The sequence below is a fragment of the Thalassospira alkalitolerans genome, from assembly GCF_002115745.1.
In the GTDB taxonomy this organism is placed as follows: domain Bacteria; phylum Pseudomonadota; class Alphaproteobacteria; order Rhodospirillales; family Thalassospiraceae; genus Thalassospira; species Thalassospira alkalitolerans.
The window spans coordinates 18,420-33,050 of sequence record NZ_JFKB01000023.1 but is presented as its reverse complement, the minus strand read 5'-3'; the positions used below and the strand labels follow the sequence as shown (position 1 = coordinate 33,050).

Genomic DNA, 14,631 nt, shown 5'->3' with positions numbered 1-14,631 from the left:
GAGATGATGAAGCCGGAAGACTTCGATTTCGTTAGCAGACTGATAAAGTCGAAATCCGGGCTCGTTTTGAGTCAGGATAAGACTTATCTGCTCGAAAGCCGGCTGATGCCGATTGCGCGTAAGCGCGGGCTTAAAGACCTGACTGAACTTATTGGTGCCATGCGTGGCGGTGACCGGGTGCTTGTCGAGGAAGTCGTCGATGCGATGACGACCAATGAAAGCTTCTTCTTCCGCGATACCAAACCGTTTGATCAATTCCGCCATGTTGTTTTGCCGCACATGATCAAGGAGCGGGCATCGAAACGCCAATTGCGCATCTGGTGTGCGGCGGCGTCTTCGGGGCAAGAGCCCTATTCACTGGCGATGATTTTGGACGAGTTCAAGTCGCAGCTTGCGGGCTGGCGCGTTGATATTATCGGAACCGATATTTCGCGTGAGATCCTGACCAAGGCGCGTGCGGGCCTGTATTCACAGTTTGAAGTCCAAAGGGGCCTTCCGATTCAGCTTCTGGTGAAATATTTCCAGAAGAAGGAAGACCAGTGGCAGATCTCACAGGAGATCAGATCGAAGGTCCAGTACAAGGAATTCAACCTGCTGGAAGACTTCAAGTCGCTGGGCCAGTTTGATATCGTTTATTGCCGTAATGTGCTGATTTATTTTGATCAACCGACCAAATCGGATGTGCTGGCACGTGCCGCCGGATTGATGCCCGATGACGGGTTCTTGTTCCTTGGCGGTGCGGAAACGGTTCTGGGTATTTCGGACAAGTTCAAACCGCTGGCACGTCAGCGCGGTATCTATCAGCTTAATCGCCCTGGTGCGCCCGAAGTCGATGTTTCGGCACTGGAAAAAATTCAGGCGGGTGCAGCTGCGGCGGCAGCGGGCGCAGCGGCCGGTGGTGCAGCGACGGGTGGATTTACCTTTGCCAAGCCAAAGCATATGCAAAATGCGGCCGGTACGGCTGGAACTGGTGCGACACCGGCGCGACCGGGGCTTTCGACGGGGACAACGGCCCGTCCGACGACCGGAACAACCGGTGTAGCCGGTACGACGGCGCGTCCTGGGCTGGCCGGGACAACGGGTGCTGCTGCGCGACCGGGAGCCACGGGCACAACGGCGCGCCCTGGGATAGCCGGGACAACTGGAACGACACGCCCTGGCACAACGGGGACCACGGGCACAACGCGCCCCGGGACGACCGGTACAGGAACAACAGGCAGTACCTATAGCCGTCCGTCAACGATTGGGACTGGATCGGCTGGTTCCGGCACGACCGGCACAACGGGGTCAACCTATCGCAGGCCGCTTGGGACAACCGGATCAACCGGAACAGGCAGCACGCCGCCCGTGCGCCCATCGACCGGGACGGGCAGCACGCCGCCCGCGCGCCCATCGACCGGGACGGGCAGCACGCCGCCCGCGCGCCCATCAACCGGAACGGGTAGTACGGGAACGGGAAGTACGGGGACAACGCGCCCATCTACGACATTTGACCGTTCGCGTTTTGGCAAACCCGAAGACAAGAAATAATCGTTGCGATGGATGGCTTGATCATCCGAGGCCGAAATTAATCGTATGGTTACAAAAGCAAAACGCCCCGGTGGACAGCCGGGGCGTTTTTGTTTTGGGCGCTATCGACGTGCCGTGATCAGGAAGCTTGCGATCAGGCTGCTGCGCTGTTGACATCCGGGTCGCGAAGGACATAGCCCCGGCCCCAGACCGTATGGATGTAATTGTCACCCTTGGTCGATGACTGAATTTTCTTGCGCAATTTGCACACGAAAACGTCGATTATCTTGAGTTCCGGCTCGTCCATCCCGCCATAGAGATGGTTCAGGAACATTTCCTTGGTCAGTGTCGTACCTTTGCGCAGCGACAGTAATTCAAGGATGCCATATTCTTTGCCAGTCAGATGCAGCGGCGATCCATCGACATCGACGGTGCGTGCATCAAGATTGACATTGAGCTTGCCGGTCGAAATCATTGATTGTGCATGACCGCGTGATCGGCGAACGATCGCCTGAATACGCGCCAGCAATTCGACCTTGTCAAACGGCTTGGTCAGGTAATCATCCGCACCGAAACCAAGGCCTTTGACCTTGTCTTCGGTTTCGGTCAGCCCCGACAGGATAAGGACCGGGGTTTCAACGCGTGCGTCGCGCAAACGTCTGAGGACCTCGTAGCCATCAATGTCTGGCAGCATAAGGTCCAGCAGAATAATATCGTAATCATAAAGTTTACCGATCTCGAGGCCATCCTCCCCAAGATCAGTGGTGTCGATAACCATACCCTCTGATTTCAGCATCAATTCGATGCTGTCAGCAGTGGCATTGTCGTCTTCAACAAGCAGCACCCGCATGTTCCGCTCCGTTACCGTGTTCCGCAAAAAAAAAACCGTGTTGATCCGGCTAATTCCGACAAGCGCCCCAACGATTGCCGCACGAGATTTCATCTCATTCCGTTAACGATACGTTGCTTTGCGACTCGTGGCAAGCAGCCGAGTCGCATCTTGTTAACTTTTTTCACTGTCACAAGGGACTCAGGCTCGGAATGTGAAGTTTCCCAACGGCTTGCACCGTTAACGACCTAGCACGTTGATACCGAATTTTTTATGTCATTTTGGCATATACGGGTTTTTAACACCGTCTATGCCACTTATATCTGGTACGACGCGGGCAAATTTGCCACCCTTACGAGGGAGCATGGCAATAAAATTCCGCATCGTAACCGCCATCGTTTCATCAGATAGAAAAGCATCACTTCGTGTTTCAGCTTGGCCGCAACATCGTCGCCGAACTTCGTCGCATCCCCGATTACCGAGTTGTCGGTCGGGTGACGGCCGTTCTTGGCCTTCTGGTTGAAATTGGCGGGGTCGAGGGGGCGTTGTCGGTCGGTGATCGATGCAATGTAAAACGCCGCGATGGGGTGGCGATTATTTGTGAGGTCGTCGGATTTCGGAATGAACGTGCGCTTTTGATGCCGTTTGGCATGCTTGACGGGGTCGGGATCGGTTGCGAGGTCGAATTATCCGACACCCAACCGCAAGTCTATCCCGATGAAAGCTGGTTGGGGCGTGTGGTCAATGCATTTGGTCAGCCGGTGGATGGCAAAGGCCCGCTGACCGAAGGACCAGCTGCCTATCCAGTTCGCACGGCCCCGCCGTCGGCCCATTCACGTCAGCGCGTTGCCGGAAAGATCGATTTGGGCGTGCGGGCGATGAATACTTTCCTGACCTGTTGCCGGGGGCAACGTATGGGCATTTTTGCCGGGTCTGGTGTTGGCAAATCCAGTTTGCTGTCGATGATGACGCGCCATACCACATCTGATGTATCGGTGGTTGGCCTGATCGGTGAACGTGGCCGTGAAGCACGCGAATTTATCGAAGACGACCTTGGCGAAGAAGGCCTGCGCCGGTCGGTTGTTGTGGTTGCCACGTCGGACGAGCCACCCTTGATGCGCCGTCAGGCGGCCTATATGACGATGGCACTGTCAGAATTCTTTCGCGATACCGGGCGCGACGTGCTTTGCATGATGGATAGCGTTACACGCTTTGCCATGGCACAGCGCGAAATCAGCCTTTCGATTGGCGAACCGCCCGCCTCAAAGGGCTATACCCCGACAGTATTCGCCGAATTGCCGCGCTTGTTGGAACGCGCGGGGCCGGGCGGGCCGGGGCAGGGATCGATTACCGGTCTGTTTACTGTTTTGGTTGACGGTGATGACCATAACGAACCGATTTCCGATGCCGTGCGGGGTATTCTTGACGGCCACGTTGTGTTGGATCGAAAGATTGCCGAACAGGGGCGCTATCCGGCAATTAATATTTTGCGGAGTGTGTCGCGTACCATGCCCGCCTGCAATACCGATGACGAAAACCAGATTGTGTCACGGGCACGTCAATTTTTGGCGACCTATGAAGATATGGCTGAACTGATCCGGCTGGGCGCGTATCGGAAGGGGACGGACCCCAAAGTCGATGAAGCGATCCATTATTTCCCGCTGATCGAGGAATTTCTTAAACAGCGCAAAACCGAATGCACCCGTTTGGCCGATGGTTATGCTGATCTGGCGCGTCGTCTTGATCTGGCGCCGGATAACCAAGAAGTTGCAACCGGTGTGGCCCAGCCCGGACAAGCTGGACAAAACCCGCAACAAGGCGGGGCGACCGTTATGGAACGAAATCGTATCCGTCCACAGGTCAACAGTCGTTCCGCCACAAATGGCGGGAATGATCTGAACGCGGCAAAACGCGCGCTTAAACGTGATAAATAGCTGCTGGCGCACGGTAACGCTGCGGCGCCACATACGCCAAATATTCAGGTAACTGATTGCCATGGCCAAGAATTTCCAGACCCTGATCCGCATGCGCAAATGGGCGCTTGATGAAAAACGCCGTGAACTTGGTGACCTGCAACGTGTTCTTGATGCATTGCAGGGCGAAAAGGCCGCGCTGGAACAGGCGGTGTTGGCCGAACAAAAGGTTGCGTCTGAAAACCCGGAACTGGCGGGATTTGCCTATGGTCATTTTGCCAATGCGGTCATTGCCGAGCGCGAGATCCTGAGCAAACGTATTGCCGATCAGGAAGTGCAGATTGATGCCTTCCTTGATGAAGTCGCCGATGCGTTCAAGGAGCTTAAAACCGCCGAGATCGCCGAACGCAATCGGGTTGACGCTGAACGCGCGGAAGAAGACCGCAAGGAACAGGCCGAACTTGATGAAATCGGTGCGCGTCAGGCAACGCGCGATGACGGCCTGATGTGATAGGACTGTTTTGTGACTGGGTTGGCCTGACGCAGGGATTGTCCGGCGGGATCTGTGGCCTTTCCGAAACGGGGGGCCATAGGCCTTGCTGCTAGTCCTGCGGGGCGGGGGTGGCCGCAATTTTTACGCCCGTTCCAGCACCTGTGACTTTGCGCAATTCATCTGGCGTCATGGAAAAAACGGTCTTGGGTGTGCCCGCCGCCAGCCAGATAACATCCTTTGTCAGAAGTTTTTCATCGACCAGGGTTTCGACCGGGCTGCTATGGCCAAAGGGTGGGACGCCGCCAATCGCGTAACCGGTATGTTCGCGGACTTCGGCGGCATCGGCCTTGCGGATTGATAATCCGATCAGATGGGCGACCTTGGTTTCATCGACCTTATCCGCACCATTCATGATGATCAGGACCGGTTTGTTGCCTTCGGTCATAAAGACCAGAGATTTGCCGATATTGCTAACATCGCAGCCAATTGCCGTGGCGGCATCGGCGGCAGATCGAGTGCCATCGGGAAATTCCAACACTTGGATATGGCCAAGGTCGAATTCTTCAAGCGCATTTTCCAGACAGGAAGGCGGCGAAACCTGTTTCATGGGCGTACTCCTTGCGATTTGGCTTTGAGTTTACGTTTGCTGTTCAGCAGATTAAGGGTTTCGACCCCGAGGCTAAACGTCATGGCAAAATAGATGTAGCCTTTGGGTACATGGATTTGAACACCATCAAGTAGCAGGACAAATCCGACCAAGATCAGGAAAGACAGGGCCAGCATTTTGACCGACGGATGCTTTTCCACAAAATCGCCAATCGTCTTGGCCGCAACCAACATTACCAGAACCGATAAGATAACCGCGATCATCATGATCGAAAGATGATCGACCAGTCCTACAGCGGTAATGACCGAATCAAGCGAGAATATGATGTCGAGCAACATGATCTGTATGATTGTCATGGCAAAGCCCGACATGATTTTGCCCGGCCCGTGTTTTTCGGGTTCTTCAATCGTGTGGTGGATTTCCTTGGATGCCTTGGCAATCAGGAACAGGCCCCCGACAATCAGGATCAGGTCACGGCCGCTGACTTCTTGTCCGAAGGCGGCGAATAGTGGCGCGGTCAGTTCCATGACCCATGCAATGCAGGCCAATAAAACCAATCGCATTCCCATCGCGCCCAAAAGACCAATGCGTCTTGCGGATTTTTGCTGATTTGCGGGAAGTTTGGAAACGATGACGGATAGGAAAACGATATTATCGATCCCCAGCACGATTTCGAGCGCCGTCAGGGTGGCAAGACCCATCCACATATGCGGATCTGTGACCCATTCAAACATCATCGGTTTCCTTGATCCTTATCGGGGCTTTTTCGACCTTTTGGGGGCACTCTTTCAGCATTCTGATTTCTCGGTTGCTGTCAGGGGGCTTTACTCTGTCCGGCAAAGAGCACAGATAAGGTGTAAGCCCTTGCCATCTAACGCAAGCGTGAATTGATTTTAGACAGCCAAGATTGGAAAAATGATGGCAGTAAAATTAATTTGCGTCTGCTTTATGCCCGGGAATGTTTTGCCAATGGCAGAAAACCGGGCATGTGACAGAACCCGCCCAGTAATAAGGATTTCCAAATATGCGCCTTTTTTTCGCCGGTCTGAGCATTATCACGGGCCTTGCGACCGCCACGGTTTCGGTGCCAGTCAAGGCCGACCCGGCACCTGATATCGGCAATTGGCAATCTGTTCTTGAACAGGCGCGCGGGCAAACCGTTTATTGGCATGCTTGGGGCGGGGAGCCGCGCATTAATGATTACATCGCCTGGGCCGGCGCGCAGGTCGAAGAACGTTACGGGGTAACCGTCAAACAGGTAAAACTGTCCGATACCAGCGATGCGGTTGCCAAGGTTTTGTCTGAAAAGACCGCCGGGGTTAATGATGGCGGTGCGGTCGACATGATCTGGATTAATGGTGAAAACTTTGCCGCGATGAAGCGCAATGACCTTTTGTTTGGGCCATGGGTCGAAGAAACACCGAATTTTGACTATGTCGATGTCAAAGGAAAACCAACCGTTATCAATGACTTTACGGTTCCGACGCAGGGGTTGGAAGCCCCATGGGGCATGGCGCAGGTCAGTTTTTATTATGATAGTGCGCGCCTTGATGACGTGCCGAAATCGGCACAGGGATTGTTGGAATGGCTGGTAAAACATCCGGGGCGGTTTACCTATCCGCAGCCACCAAATTATATGGGATCGACTTTCCTAAAGCAGATTTTGACCGAATTGGTTGCGGATCCCAAAGTCCTGCAACAGCCTGCAGACGAAGCCGATGCCAAAAAGGTTTTGGCACCACTTTGGGGCTATCTTGACGATTTGCAGCCGCTTTTGTGGCGTGACGGGCAGGCCTATCCGCAAAATGGTGCATCGCTTCGGACCATGATGGCTGATAATGAAATCGATATCGCATTTTCATTCAGCTCGGGCGAGGTCTCATCCGCGATAGAGGCAATGGAACTGCCCGATACGGTGCGGTCCTATGTTTTTGACAAAGGTACCCTTGGCAATACCAATTTTGTTGCCATTCCCTATAACGCATCGGCCAAGGCCGGGGCGGTGGTTCTGGCAGATTTCCTGATGTCGCCCGAGGCCCAGTTGCGCAAGCAGGACCCGCAATATTGGGGGGCTGATACGGTGCTGGCGATGGATAAATTGCCCGCCGATATGCAAAAGGCCTTTGCCAATCTTGATATTGGCATTGCATCCCTTGCCCCGGCAGATCGCGGGACAGTCCTTGGCGAACCGCATCCAAGCTGGATGGAATTGGTCGAAACCGAATGGCAGAAACGCTATGGCGTGGTGCAATAGTCTCTGATGCTGCGGTTTGTTCCGGCACTGACCATTATCCTGATGATCGGCCCGGTTTGTGCCGGGCTGATCGGGACGATATTGCCGGCATTTGGTTATCTTCCGGCACTGGGCGGGAATAGGTTTTCGGTTGGGCCGTGGCAGGATTTGCTGGCCCAGCCGGGGCTTGGCATTTCCATGCGTCTGTCATTGGTCAATGGTCTTGCCGCGACGCTGATTTCACTTGGGGTTGTTGTGCTGTTTTGTGCCGCTTGGCAGGGCACGCGCATTTTTTCTGTCATGCAACGCTTGTTGTCGCCGATCCTGTCGGTGCCGCATGCGGCGGCGGCCTTTGGGCTTGCCTTTTTGATCGCACCATCGGGCTGGATTGTGCGGGCGATTGCACCGCTTGGCGGTTGGGATCGTCCGCCGGATATCGTAACCTTGCAGGACCCGTTGGGGATGGCCCTGATCGTGGGGCTGGTGGTCAAGGAAATCCCGTTTTTATTGTTGATGACATTGGCCGCCCTGCCGCAGGCCGATGCGGATCGCACGCGCAAAATTGCCCTGACACTGGGATATGGCCGGGTGGTGGGGTGGCTTAAAACCGTATTGCCGCGCCTTTATCCGCAAATCCGGTTGCCGGTTTTGGCGGTGTTGGCCTATTCGACATCAGTGGTTGATGTGGCGATGATCCTTGGCCCGACGACCCCGGCGCCACTGGCGGTTAGGATTTTGGGTTGGCTTTCTGATCCGGATTTGTCTCATCGTTTTCTTGCCTCGGCCGGGGCAGTGTTACAGCTTTTGTTGGTGCTGTTTGCCATCGGAATTTGGTTTATTGGCGAACGGTTGATGGCGCATTGGGGCTGTCGTTGGGCGCAGAATGGCGCGCGCGGGCGAGGGGATGATCCAATTCGGACGTTGGCCGCCGGGGCCGCAATCGTTTCCGCGCTTGCGGTGTTTTTGGGACTTGCCGGTTTGCTGGTCTGGAGTGTTGCCGGGTATTGGGCGTTTCCAGAATTCCTGCCGCGTAGCTTCAGCCTGCGCCTTTGGATGCGAGAATATCACACGCTGGGTGCGGCATTGATGACAACGTTACTGATTGCCGGTTTGTCGGTATTGGTGGCGATTTGTCTGGTTCTGGGTTGCCTTGAAAATGAAACTCGCCGGTCTTACCGACCGGGGGCAGGGGCGTTGGTGTTGATTTATGTGCCGCTTTTAATGCCGCAGATCAGTTTCATGTTCGGGCTTCAGGTGTTTTTCACCGGCCTTGGATTGGAACGCAGCCTGATGTCTGTGGTGGTGGCGCATTTGATCTTCGTCTTGCCCTATGTGTTTTTGTCACTGGCCGATCCGTTTCGTGCCCTTGATCCGCGATATGGCCAAACGGCATTATGTCTTGGCGCATCCCCGATGCGGGTTTTCTGGTCGGTGCGGCTGCCATTGCTGACACGTGCAGTTTTGACCGCCTTTGCGGTTGGGATTGCGGTCAGTGTCGGGCAGTACCTGCCGACTTTACTGATCGGGGCGGGGCGGTTTGCGACGGTGACAACCGAGGCGGTTGCACTGGCATCGGGCGGGGACCGCCGCATGATCGGGATTTACGGAATTTTGCAAATGATCCTGCCCTTTGCCGGGTTTGCCGTGTCGCTTTTGATCCCGGTATTCCTGTTTCGTCATCGGCGCGGTATGGGAACTCAAAACAGGATATGATTAATTCTATGAGTAGCAAGTCGGATCACGATACTGCGGCCGGTTCAGATGGAGATACTAACGTCAGCAACATCGGGCTTGAATTGCGCCAAATTATCGTCCGGCTTGATGGCCGGGTTTTGGTCGATATTGACCTTGGCATTGCACCGGGTGAAATTGTGACTTTGATGGGACCAAGCGGATCGGGGAAATCCAGCCTGCTTGCGCATATCTGCGGCACATTGCCCGCCGGGTTCGAGGTCAGCGGGCAGGTGATGTTAAAGGGCAAACCGCTGGATGGTTTGGCACCGCAGGATCGCCATGTTGGTATTTTGTTTCAGGATGACCTTTTGTTTCCGCATTTGTCGGTTGGTGGCAATCTGGCATTTGCCTTGCCGCCTGAAATCCGGGGGCGGGCAGCAAGGCGCCGATGCATTGATGCGGCACTTGAAAGTGCGGGGCTTGGTGGATTTTCTGATCGTGATCCGGCAACCCTTTCGGGGGGGCAGCGCGCGCGGGTAGCATTGATGCGGGTTTTGTTGTCTGAGCCCTGTGTGCTGTTGCTTGACGAGCCGTTTTCAAAGCTGGATGCCGAGTTACGTGATCAGATACGGACTTTTGTTTTTGATCAAGCGCGCGCACGCGGTTTACCGACATTGATGGTGACCCATGATCCCGATGACGGGGCGGCCGCAGGTGGCAGGATCGTCCGCCTGGCATAGCATACACGCCGTTCTTGCCTGATTTTCCGACTGGTCAATCGGGGCGTTTGGCCCTAAGACAACGTCACCGCAAAGAATTTTCTTGGATCTGAGACACAAAGTCAAAAGACCCATGTGGGATCGGAGAATGTCGTCAATGTTTCCTGAACAAATGTATACGATTATCCCGGGGGCTCTTGATGAGGCGACCTGTGATCGTCTGATTAACAGTTTTGGCGATGAGCTTGATGATGGTGGCCTTGTTCAGGGCCAGTCGGCCAGTCACATTCGCCGATCAAAAATCACCTGGTTTAATGAAAGCCAGGAACCGGTGGTGACGCGCTGTATCACGGATATGGTGGCGGAAGCCAATCGCAATGTGTTTGATTTTTCATTGTCTGAATTCGCCGAAGACGCCCAAATCGCGTGTTATAGCGGGGATCAGCGGGGTCATTATGACTGGCACAGCGATGTTGGTGCATCCGATATTGCGCGTCGTCGTAAACTGACCCTGGTTATCCAGCTTTCCGAACCTGATCAGTATGAGGGCGGTTTGTTGCAATTGAACCCGGGAGGGCACATCATTGATGCGCCGATGGAACGCGGTACAGCGATCCTGTTTCCAAGTTTTGTTTTACACCGGGTTGCGCCAACGACAGCGGGCCTTCGGTATTCTTTGACCCAATGGGTACATGGGACGCCGTTCCGGTAATCAGTACCGTTCCAACCGGTCCAGAAGGCGCGTGTTGTTCCATTTGGGCTGGCGATCTTCCAGTGCGGCTTCGTGATGCTGGACGCTGGTATTGTCAGCTGTTTGTTTATCAAGGCGCAGATTGATCCAGCGCGGGATGATTTCGTTGTTGAAATCTTCCATCAGAAGCACTGCGGCGGTTTCGAAATTGTCGAACGAGATACGGGCGATTTCGGCAAAATATTCCGTCAGGCAATCGGGTTTAATGATCAGCCGGTCCGGTACATAGCGTAATGTCATGCGGGCCGGAAAAACGGTTTCACAGCCGGTCAGTTCGCTTTGCAATGTCACGACATAGTCAAGCTGCGCATCGGGATTGGTTTCGCTTAGCAACAGGTTTCGACGTTCAAAAATTTCCAGCATTGGATCGGGCGCCTATATTCCATTGGAGTGTTTGGGATCATGATCCTAGATTACGTCTGAAGATCGGGATCGAAAAGGGTTCATTTCAAGGGGCGAACGGGCAGGCGATTGGGTCTATGCCTCGATCCCGTGATGTGATCCGTGGCCAAATTCATTGGCGGATGGGGCGATTTCGACAAAGCGGCTGCCATCCTGAAAAACCAGATGCCCCTGATAGCCCGATATCTGCAATGCTTCGCGGAAGATACCACGGATATCATCCCGGTTTTCCGATTGCAGCGGGTTTTCCGTGCGCACGATCAGATCGAATTTGCTGTTTTCGCCTTTGACCAGTCCGTCAAGCTGGGTGTGGCCGACTTCGGTAAAGGACAGATCAAGCAGAAAACGGGTGCCCGGGTCTTCTTTTTCGCCCTTTTCGTTTTCATCGTCGCCATGGCGCCAGGCCAGACGCACCTGTTCAATGCGTTCCCCCATCTGAAACGGCATTGGCATGACGCGCCAGCCATCGGGGCGTTCGTCGGCGGTCATCCCGCGCAGGGCAGCAAAGTCACCTTCAAGTTTTTTCAAAACATCCGAGCCACCGCGCCCTTCAAGTGCCGACAGGCTGTTACCGGCACGGTCCCCCATCCAACCGCGCGCCGAACCACCCGGACCGTTCATGGCGGCAAAAAAGAACATCATGGTCGCGGTCAATTTCGGACCGGCTTGCGGGATGTTGTTCATCAGCGCTGCCGCCGCACCCGGATCGTGCTGGCCCAAGGCGGTTATCGCCTGTTGCAAGCTGCCCCAATCGCGTGACAGGGCGGCGTTTTGCCCACGTGCGATCAGTTCGGCCTCGGTCATGGCGGCCGGTTGGGCACCACGTCCGGCTGCGGCATTGGCATCGAGACTGAACGACAGCGTTGCCCCGGCTGGGGCGGGAATGGGTAATTTGATGCCGACGACACCAGCCTGGGTGCGAAGTGCGGTAAAGCCATTGGGCAACATGCGGGCTTCGGGGCTGTCGGGGGGCAGGACGGTGCCGGTTAAGACAAGTGGTGTCGATGTTCCGGCGGCGGTCGTGCCGCCCGGTGTCGCGGTGCCGCCTGCGGCGATGGTTTGTGGGGTTGCCAGGGTGCCACCGGTTGTGATGGCGGGTGAAGTGCCCGCCGATGGCACCATATTGGCAATTTGGGCAGCCTTGCCCGCACTGACAGCACCTTGCCCCACAAAGATCACTTGTGTCTGGCTCCCGGCGGGCAGTTGTGACCCGTTGGGCAAGGTCAGATTGCTGGTGGTGACGGCGGCAAAGGTTTGGCCGGGGATTAAGGGGCTGCTGTTAATGGATGCGGTGCCACCAGTGCCTGTGGCGCCCGGTGTTAGCGTTTGGGGCAGGACTTGCAGGCGAAGGGTGCTGGCAGGGTCGTTACCGCCCTGTGCGGTTTGCCCGGGCGTTCCTTGTGGCATCACACGGACCCATAAAAGATCCCCCAGGTTGGCGGGCAAGGGGGTGGGTAATTTAATGCTGACCTGACCCAGAGTGGTCAGAAGAGTTAATTCATTGCCAGACCGCGATTGCACCGATGCCTGAAGCAGGCTTTCGACCGGAAGTTTGGCGATGGCCGTCGCAACCTGCTGGGCGGCGGTGACCTGTGCCGGGGGATTGCCCCCCGCGCCACCGGCTGTGGCCCCGCCAGACGCCGCACCACCCTGTCCGCTTATGGCGGTGCTTGGGGCTATGGCCTGTGGCGGAAGCGTCATGACACTACTCTTCCAAAAGCTTCTGGGTGATGGCCTCCATATCGCGGGCGGCATCAGAATTGGGGTGACGCATCAAAAGTGGCGTTTGCGAACGAATGCATTCTGAAACGCGCGGATCGTTCCGGATAACGCCCAAAAGCGGTGGGCTGATTTTCAGGAAGCCCTCGCAGGCTTTGAGAAGCTTGTTATAGATTGCTTCGCCTTCCTTGCGGTCCTTGGCCATATTGACCACGACCCGGATATCGGTTTTGGGGCGTGCCAGATGCGTGATCTTGATAAAGGCATAGGCATCGGTCAACGAGGTCGGATCGCCATTGGTGATGACAATCACCGTGTTGGCCAGACTGGTCATCTGGCGCACGCCCTGATCAACACCGGCACCAAGGTCGATCAAAACCTTGTCATAGGTTTTGCCGGTCTGGATCAGATCGTCGGAAAGGGCCTGAAGGCGGGTGACAGACAGATTGGCAAGACTGCCTGATCCGCTGCGTCCGGCAATGATATCAAAGCCGCCATCGGGGAACGGGGTTACGGCATCGCGCAGGCCGATCCGCCCGGCAATAACCCCGCCGAGATCGTGCTTGGGCATCAGGCCAAGCTGGATATCGATATTGGCAAGGCCAAGATCGCCATCAAACAGCAATGCCTTTTTGCCTTCGCGGACCAGCGAATGGGTCAGGGTAATGGCAAACCATGTCTTGCCCACGCCCCCCTTGCCAGATGCGATGGCAAGGACGTTGCGGCCTTTGGCGCGCGGTGCGGTTTTTGGTGCAGCTTCGGACTTGGCAGTCATTTCACGACCTCGGAGAAACTCGGTTTCGCGTTCTCGGCGCGATGGGACGGAATCAGGAGTTTGGCCAGGGCGACGGGACTTATAGCCGTCAGGCCGTCTGCAACCTGTGCCGTCATACTGACATTGCAAAGGGAAAGATTTCCTGAATCAGCACCGTATAGCGCGCCACCAAGGCGCGATGCAACATCCAGTCTGGAAATCACCATGCGAGAAACGCCACAATCGGCAAAGGCATTGGCAATATCGGCACATTCATCGGCGTCAAGACCGGCTGGATTGACCAGTATTGGTTCGCACGGAACGACCGACATAAATTCGCTGAGCGCCTTGATTTCAGCTTCGACATAGGGATTGCAACTTGCTGTATCGACCAGAACCATATCGGCATCCCTTACACGGGCAAAGCAGGCTTTAAATTCTTTGGGTGTTTTAACCTGCGCCAGATTGATTTGAAGGATACGGGTAAATGCTTCGAGCTGGGCAATGCCGCCAGCCCGTTTGTAATCGGTTGTCAGGACCGCGACCTTGCGTTTTTTCATCACGGCACGGGCGGCGGTTTTGGCAACTGCAAGCGTTTTGCCGCAGCCGGGCGGGCCAACAAAGGCCAACGCACGGGGCGTGTTTTTTTCTGGCAGTGGCGAGAAATCGAAAATTTCATCCAGTGCCGTGGCCAGAAGTTGTTGTGCACTGGTGGCACCGCTTTCGCGGCCCATCAGATCAAACAGGCGCAGTCGCAGCCGTTCCGGCAGGTTATGGCGCAACAGGGCTTCTTCTGCATGTTCAAGCAGTTCCTGATGGCCTGCCGGACCTTCTTCGGGGCTCGCCATATCAAGGTCTGGGTCGCGATCAAGGGCCGCGGTCAGGCGCACACCCGTTCCGGGGATGTCCTGGGTCGAAACGATGATGGCATCCGGTCCCATATGCTCTTTGACCAGTGCCATCGCCTCGGTCATGGTCGGGGCGGTGAAGGTCTTAAGGCGCATGCGCTTTCCCTTCGTGGCGGGTCA

General features: G+C 55.6%; 14 protein-coding genes. 7 read left to right on the top strand and 7 right to left on the bottom strand.

The window, feature by feature from the left end:
• Positions 1-3: 3 nt before the first annotated feature.
• Positions 4-1,530, top strand: coding sequence for a CheR family methyltransferase (locus tag TALK_RS22405; RefSeq protein ID WP_085620960.1), 1,527 nt, complete (start codon positions 4-6; stop codon positions 1,528-1,530).
• A 133-nt stretch (positions 1,531-1,663) separates the two neighbouring features.
• Here the strand turns inward: TALK_RS22405 and ctrA are convergent, their stop codons facing one another.
• Positions 1,664-2,359, bottom strand: a complete 696-nt coding sequence (ctrA, locus tag TALK_RS20125; RefSeq protein WP_085620984.1) for a response regulator transcription factor CtrA — start codon at positions 2,357-2,359, stop codon at positions 1,664-1,666.
• Between the two features lie 404 nt (positions 2,360-2,763).
• On the opposite strand from ctrA, the gene fliI reads away from it, so the two are divergent.
• Both fliI and TALK_RS20115 read left to right on the top strand, forming a co-directional pair.
• A complete protein-coding gene (gene fliI / locus TALK_RS20120; protein WP_085620959.1) occupies positions 2,764-4,272 on the top strand; it encodes a flagellar protein export ATPase FliI in 1,509 nt (502 codons plus the stop codon).
• A 61-nt stretch (positions 4,273-4,333) separates the two neighbouring features.
• The gene (locus TALK_RS20115; RefSeq protein WP_085620958.1) at positions 4,334-4,762 is read left to right on the top strand and encodes a flagellar export protein FliJ; all 429 of its coding nucleotides are present in this window, start codon (positions 4,334-4,336) and stop codon (positions 4,760-4,762) included.
• Positions 4,763-4,853: 91 nt separating this feature from the next.
• Here the strand turns inward: TALK_RS20115 and TALK_RS20110 are convergent, their stop codons facing one another.
• Both TALK_RS20110 and TALK_RS20105 read right to left on the bottom strand, forming a co-directional pair.
• Positions 4,854-5,351: a YbaK/EbsC family protein gene (locus TALK_RS20110; RefSeq protein ID WP_085620957.1), complete on the bottom strand. Its 498-nt coding sequence runs from the start codon at positions 5,349-5,351 to the stop codon at positions 4,854-4,856.
• Positions 5,348-6,085 (bottom strand): TerC family protein, encoded by a 738-nt coding sequence (locus TALK_RS20105; RefSeq protein WP_085620956.1) that lies wholly within the window; start codon positions 6,083-6,085, stop codon positions 5,348-5,350. Before TALK_RS20105 ends, TALK_RS20110 begins: the two co-directional genes overlap by 4 nt.
• A 290-nt stretch (positions 6,086-6,375) precedes the next feature.
• On the opposite strand from TALK_RS20105, the gene TALK_RS20100 reads away from it, so the two are divergent.
• The 4 genes from TALK_RS20100 (at position 6,376) to TALK_RS20085 (ending at position 10,689) form a co-directional block, all read left to right on the top strand.
• Positions 6,376-7,605 carry an ABC transporter substrate-binding protein gene (locus tag TALK_RS20100; RefSeq protein ID WP_085620955.1) on the top strand — a complete coding sequence of 410 codons (1,230 nt, stop codon included), beginning with the start codon at positions 6,376-6,378 and terminating at the stop codon, positions 7,603-7,605.
• A 6-nt stretch (positions 7,606-7,611) separates the two neighbouring features.
• Positions 7,612-9,297: an ABC transporter permease gene (locus TALK_RS20095; protein ID WP_085620954.1), complete on the top strand. Its 1,686-nt coding sequence runs from the start codon at positions 7,612-7,614 to the stop codon at positions 9,295-9,297.
• 8 nt (positions 9,298-9,305) lie between these two features.
• Positions 9,306-9,998, top strand: a complete 693-nt coding sequence (locus TALK_RS20090) for an ATP-binding cassette domain-containing protein (RefSeq protein WP_211274860.1) — start codon at positions 9,306-9,308, stop codon at positions 9,996-9,998.
• Between the two features lie 136 nt (positions 9,999-10,134).
• Positions 10,135-10,689 carry a 2OG-Fe(II) oxygenase gene (locus tag TALK_RS20085; protein WP_085620952.1) on the top strand — a complete coding sequence of 185 codons (555 nt, stop codon included), beginning with the start codon at positions 10,135-10,137 and terminating at the stop codon, positions 10,687-10,689.
• On the opposite strand, the gene TALK_RS20080 is transcribed toward TALK_RS20085, so the two are convergent.
• The 4 genes from TALK_RS20080 to TALK_RS20065 all read right to left on the bottom strand — a co-directional run bounded on the left by TALK_RS20080 (position 10,690) and on the right by TALK_RS20065 (position 14,607).
• Positions 10,690-11,091 carry a hypothetical protein gene (locus tag TALK_RS20080; RefSeq protein WP_085620951.1) on the bottom strand — a complete coding sequence of 134 codons (402 nt, stop codon included), beginning with the start codon at positions 11,089-11,091 and terminating at the stop codon, positions 10,690-10,692.
• Between the two features lie 114 nt (positions 11,092-11,205).
• Positions 11,206-12,831: a hypothetical protein gene (locus TALK_RS20075; protein WP_085620950.1), complete on the bottom strand. Its 1,626-nt coding sequence runs from the start codon at positions 12,829-12,831 to the stop codon at positions 11,206-11,208.
• A gap of 4 nt (positions 12,832-12,835) precedes the next feature.
• Positions 12,836-13,624: a MinD/ParA family protein gene (locus TALK_RS20070; protein ID WP_085620949.1), complete on the bottom strand. Its 789-nt coding sequence runs from the start codon at positions 13,622-13,624 to the stop codon at positions 12,836-12,838.
• Complete coding sequence (locus TALK_RS20065) at positions 13,621-14,607, bottom strand: flagellar biosynthesis protein FlhF (RefSeq protein WP_085620948.1); 987 nt, start codon at positions 14,605-14,607, stop codon at positions 13,621-13,623. The genes TALK_RS20070 and TALK_RS20065 overlap by 4 nt, the downstream gene beginning before the upstream one ends.
• Between the last annotated feature and the right edge of the window lie 24 nt (positions 14,608-14,631).

Bases quoted from the DNA above. Each gene is read 5' to 3' on its own strand.
- TALK_RS20090 (WP_211274860.1), top strand. From the start codon at position 9,306: ATGAGTAGCAAGTCGGATCACGATACTGCGGCCGGTTCAGATGGAGAT.
- TALK_RS20075 (WP_085620950.1), bottom strand. From the start codon at position 12,831: ATGACGCTTCCGCCACAGGCCATAGCCCCAAGCACCGCCATAAGCGGA.
- TALK_RS20080 (WP_085620951.1), bottom strand. From the start codon at position 11,091: ATGCTGGAAATTTTTGAACGTCGAAACCTGTTGCTAAGCGAAACCAAT.
- TALK_RS20105 (WP_085620956.1), bottom strand. From the start codon at position 6,085: ATGTTTGAATGGGTCACAGATCCGCATATGTGGATGGGTCTTGCCACC.
- TALK_RS20115 (WP_085620958.1), top strand. From the start codon at position 4,334: ATGGCCAAGAATTTCCAGACCCTGATCCGCATGCGCAAATGGGCGCTT.
- TALK_RS20085 (WP_085620952.1), top strand. From the start codon at position 10,135: ATGTTTCCTGAACAAATGTATACGATTATCCCGGGGGCTCTTGATGAG.
- TALK_RS20070 (WP_085620949.1), bottom strand. From the start codon at position 13,624: ATGACTGCCAAGTCCGAAGCTGCACCAAAAACCGCACCGCGCGCCAAA.
- TALK_RS22405 (WP_085620960.1), top strand. From the start codon at position 4: ATGATGAAGCCGGAAGACTTCGATTTCGTTAGCAGACTGATAAAGTCG.
- TALK_RS20095 (WP_085620954.1), top strand. From the start codon at position 7,612: ATGCTGCGGTTTGTTCCGGCACTGACCATTATCCTGATGATCGGCCCG.
- TALK_RS20065 (WP_085620948.1), bottom strand. From the start codon at position 14,607: ATGCGCCTTAAGACCTTCACCGCCCCGACCATGACCGAGGCGATGGCA.
- TALK_RS20110 (WP_085620957.1), bottom strand. From the start codon at position 5,351: ATGAAACAGGTTTCGCCGCCTTCCTGTCTGGAAAATGCGCTTGAAGAA.
- ctrA (WP_085620984.1), bottom strand. From the start codon at position 2,359: ATGCGGGTGCTGCTTGTTGAAGACGACAATGCCACTGCTGACAGCATC.
- TALK_RS20100 (WP_085620955.1), top strand. From the start codon at position 6,376: ATGCGCCTTTTTTTCGCCGGTCTGAGCATTATCACGGGCCTTGCGACC.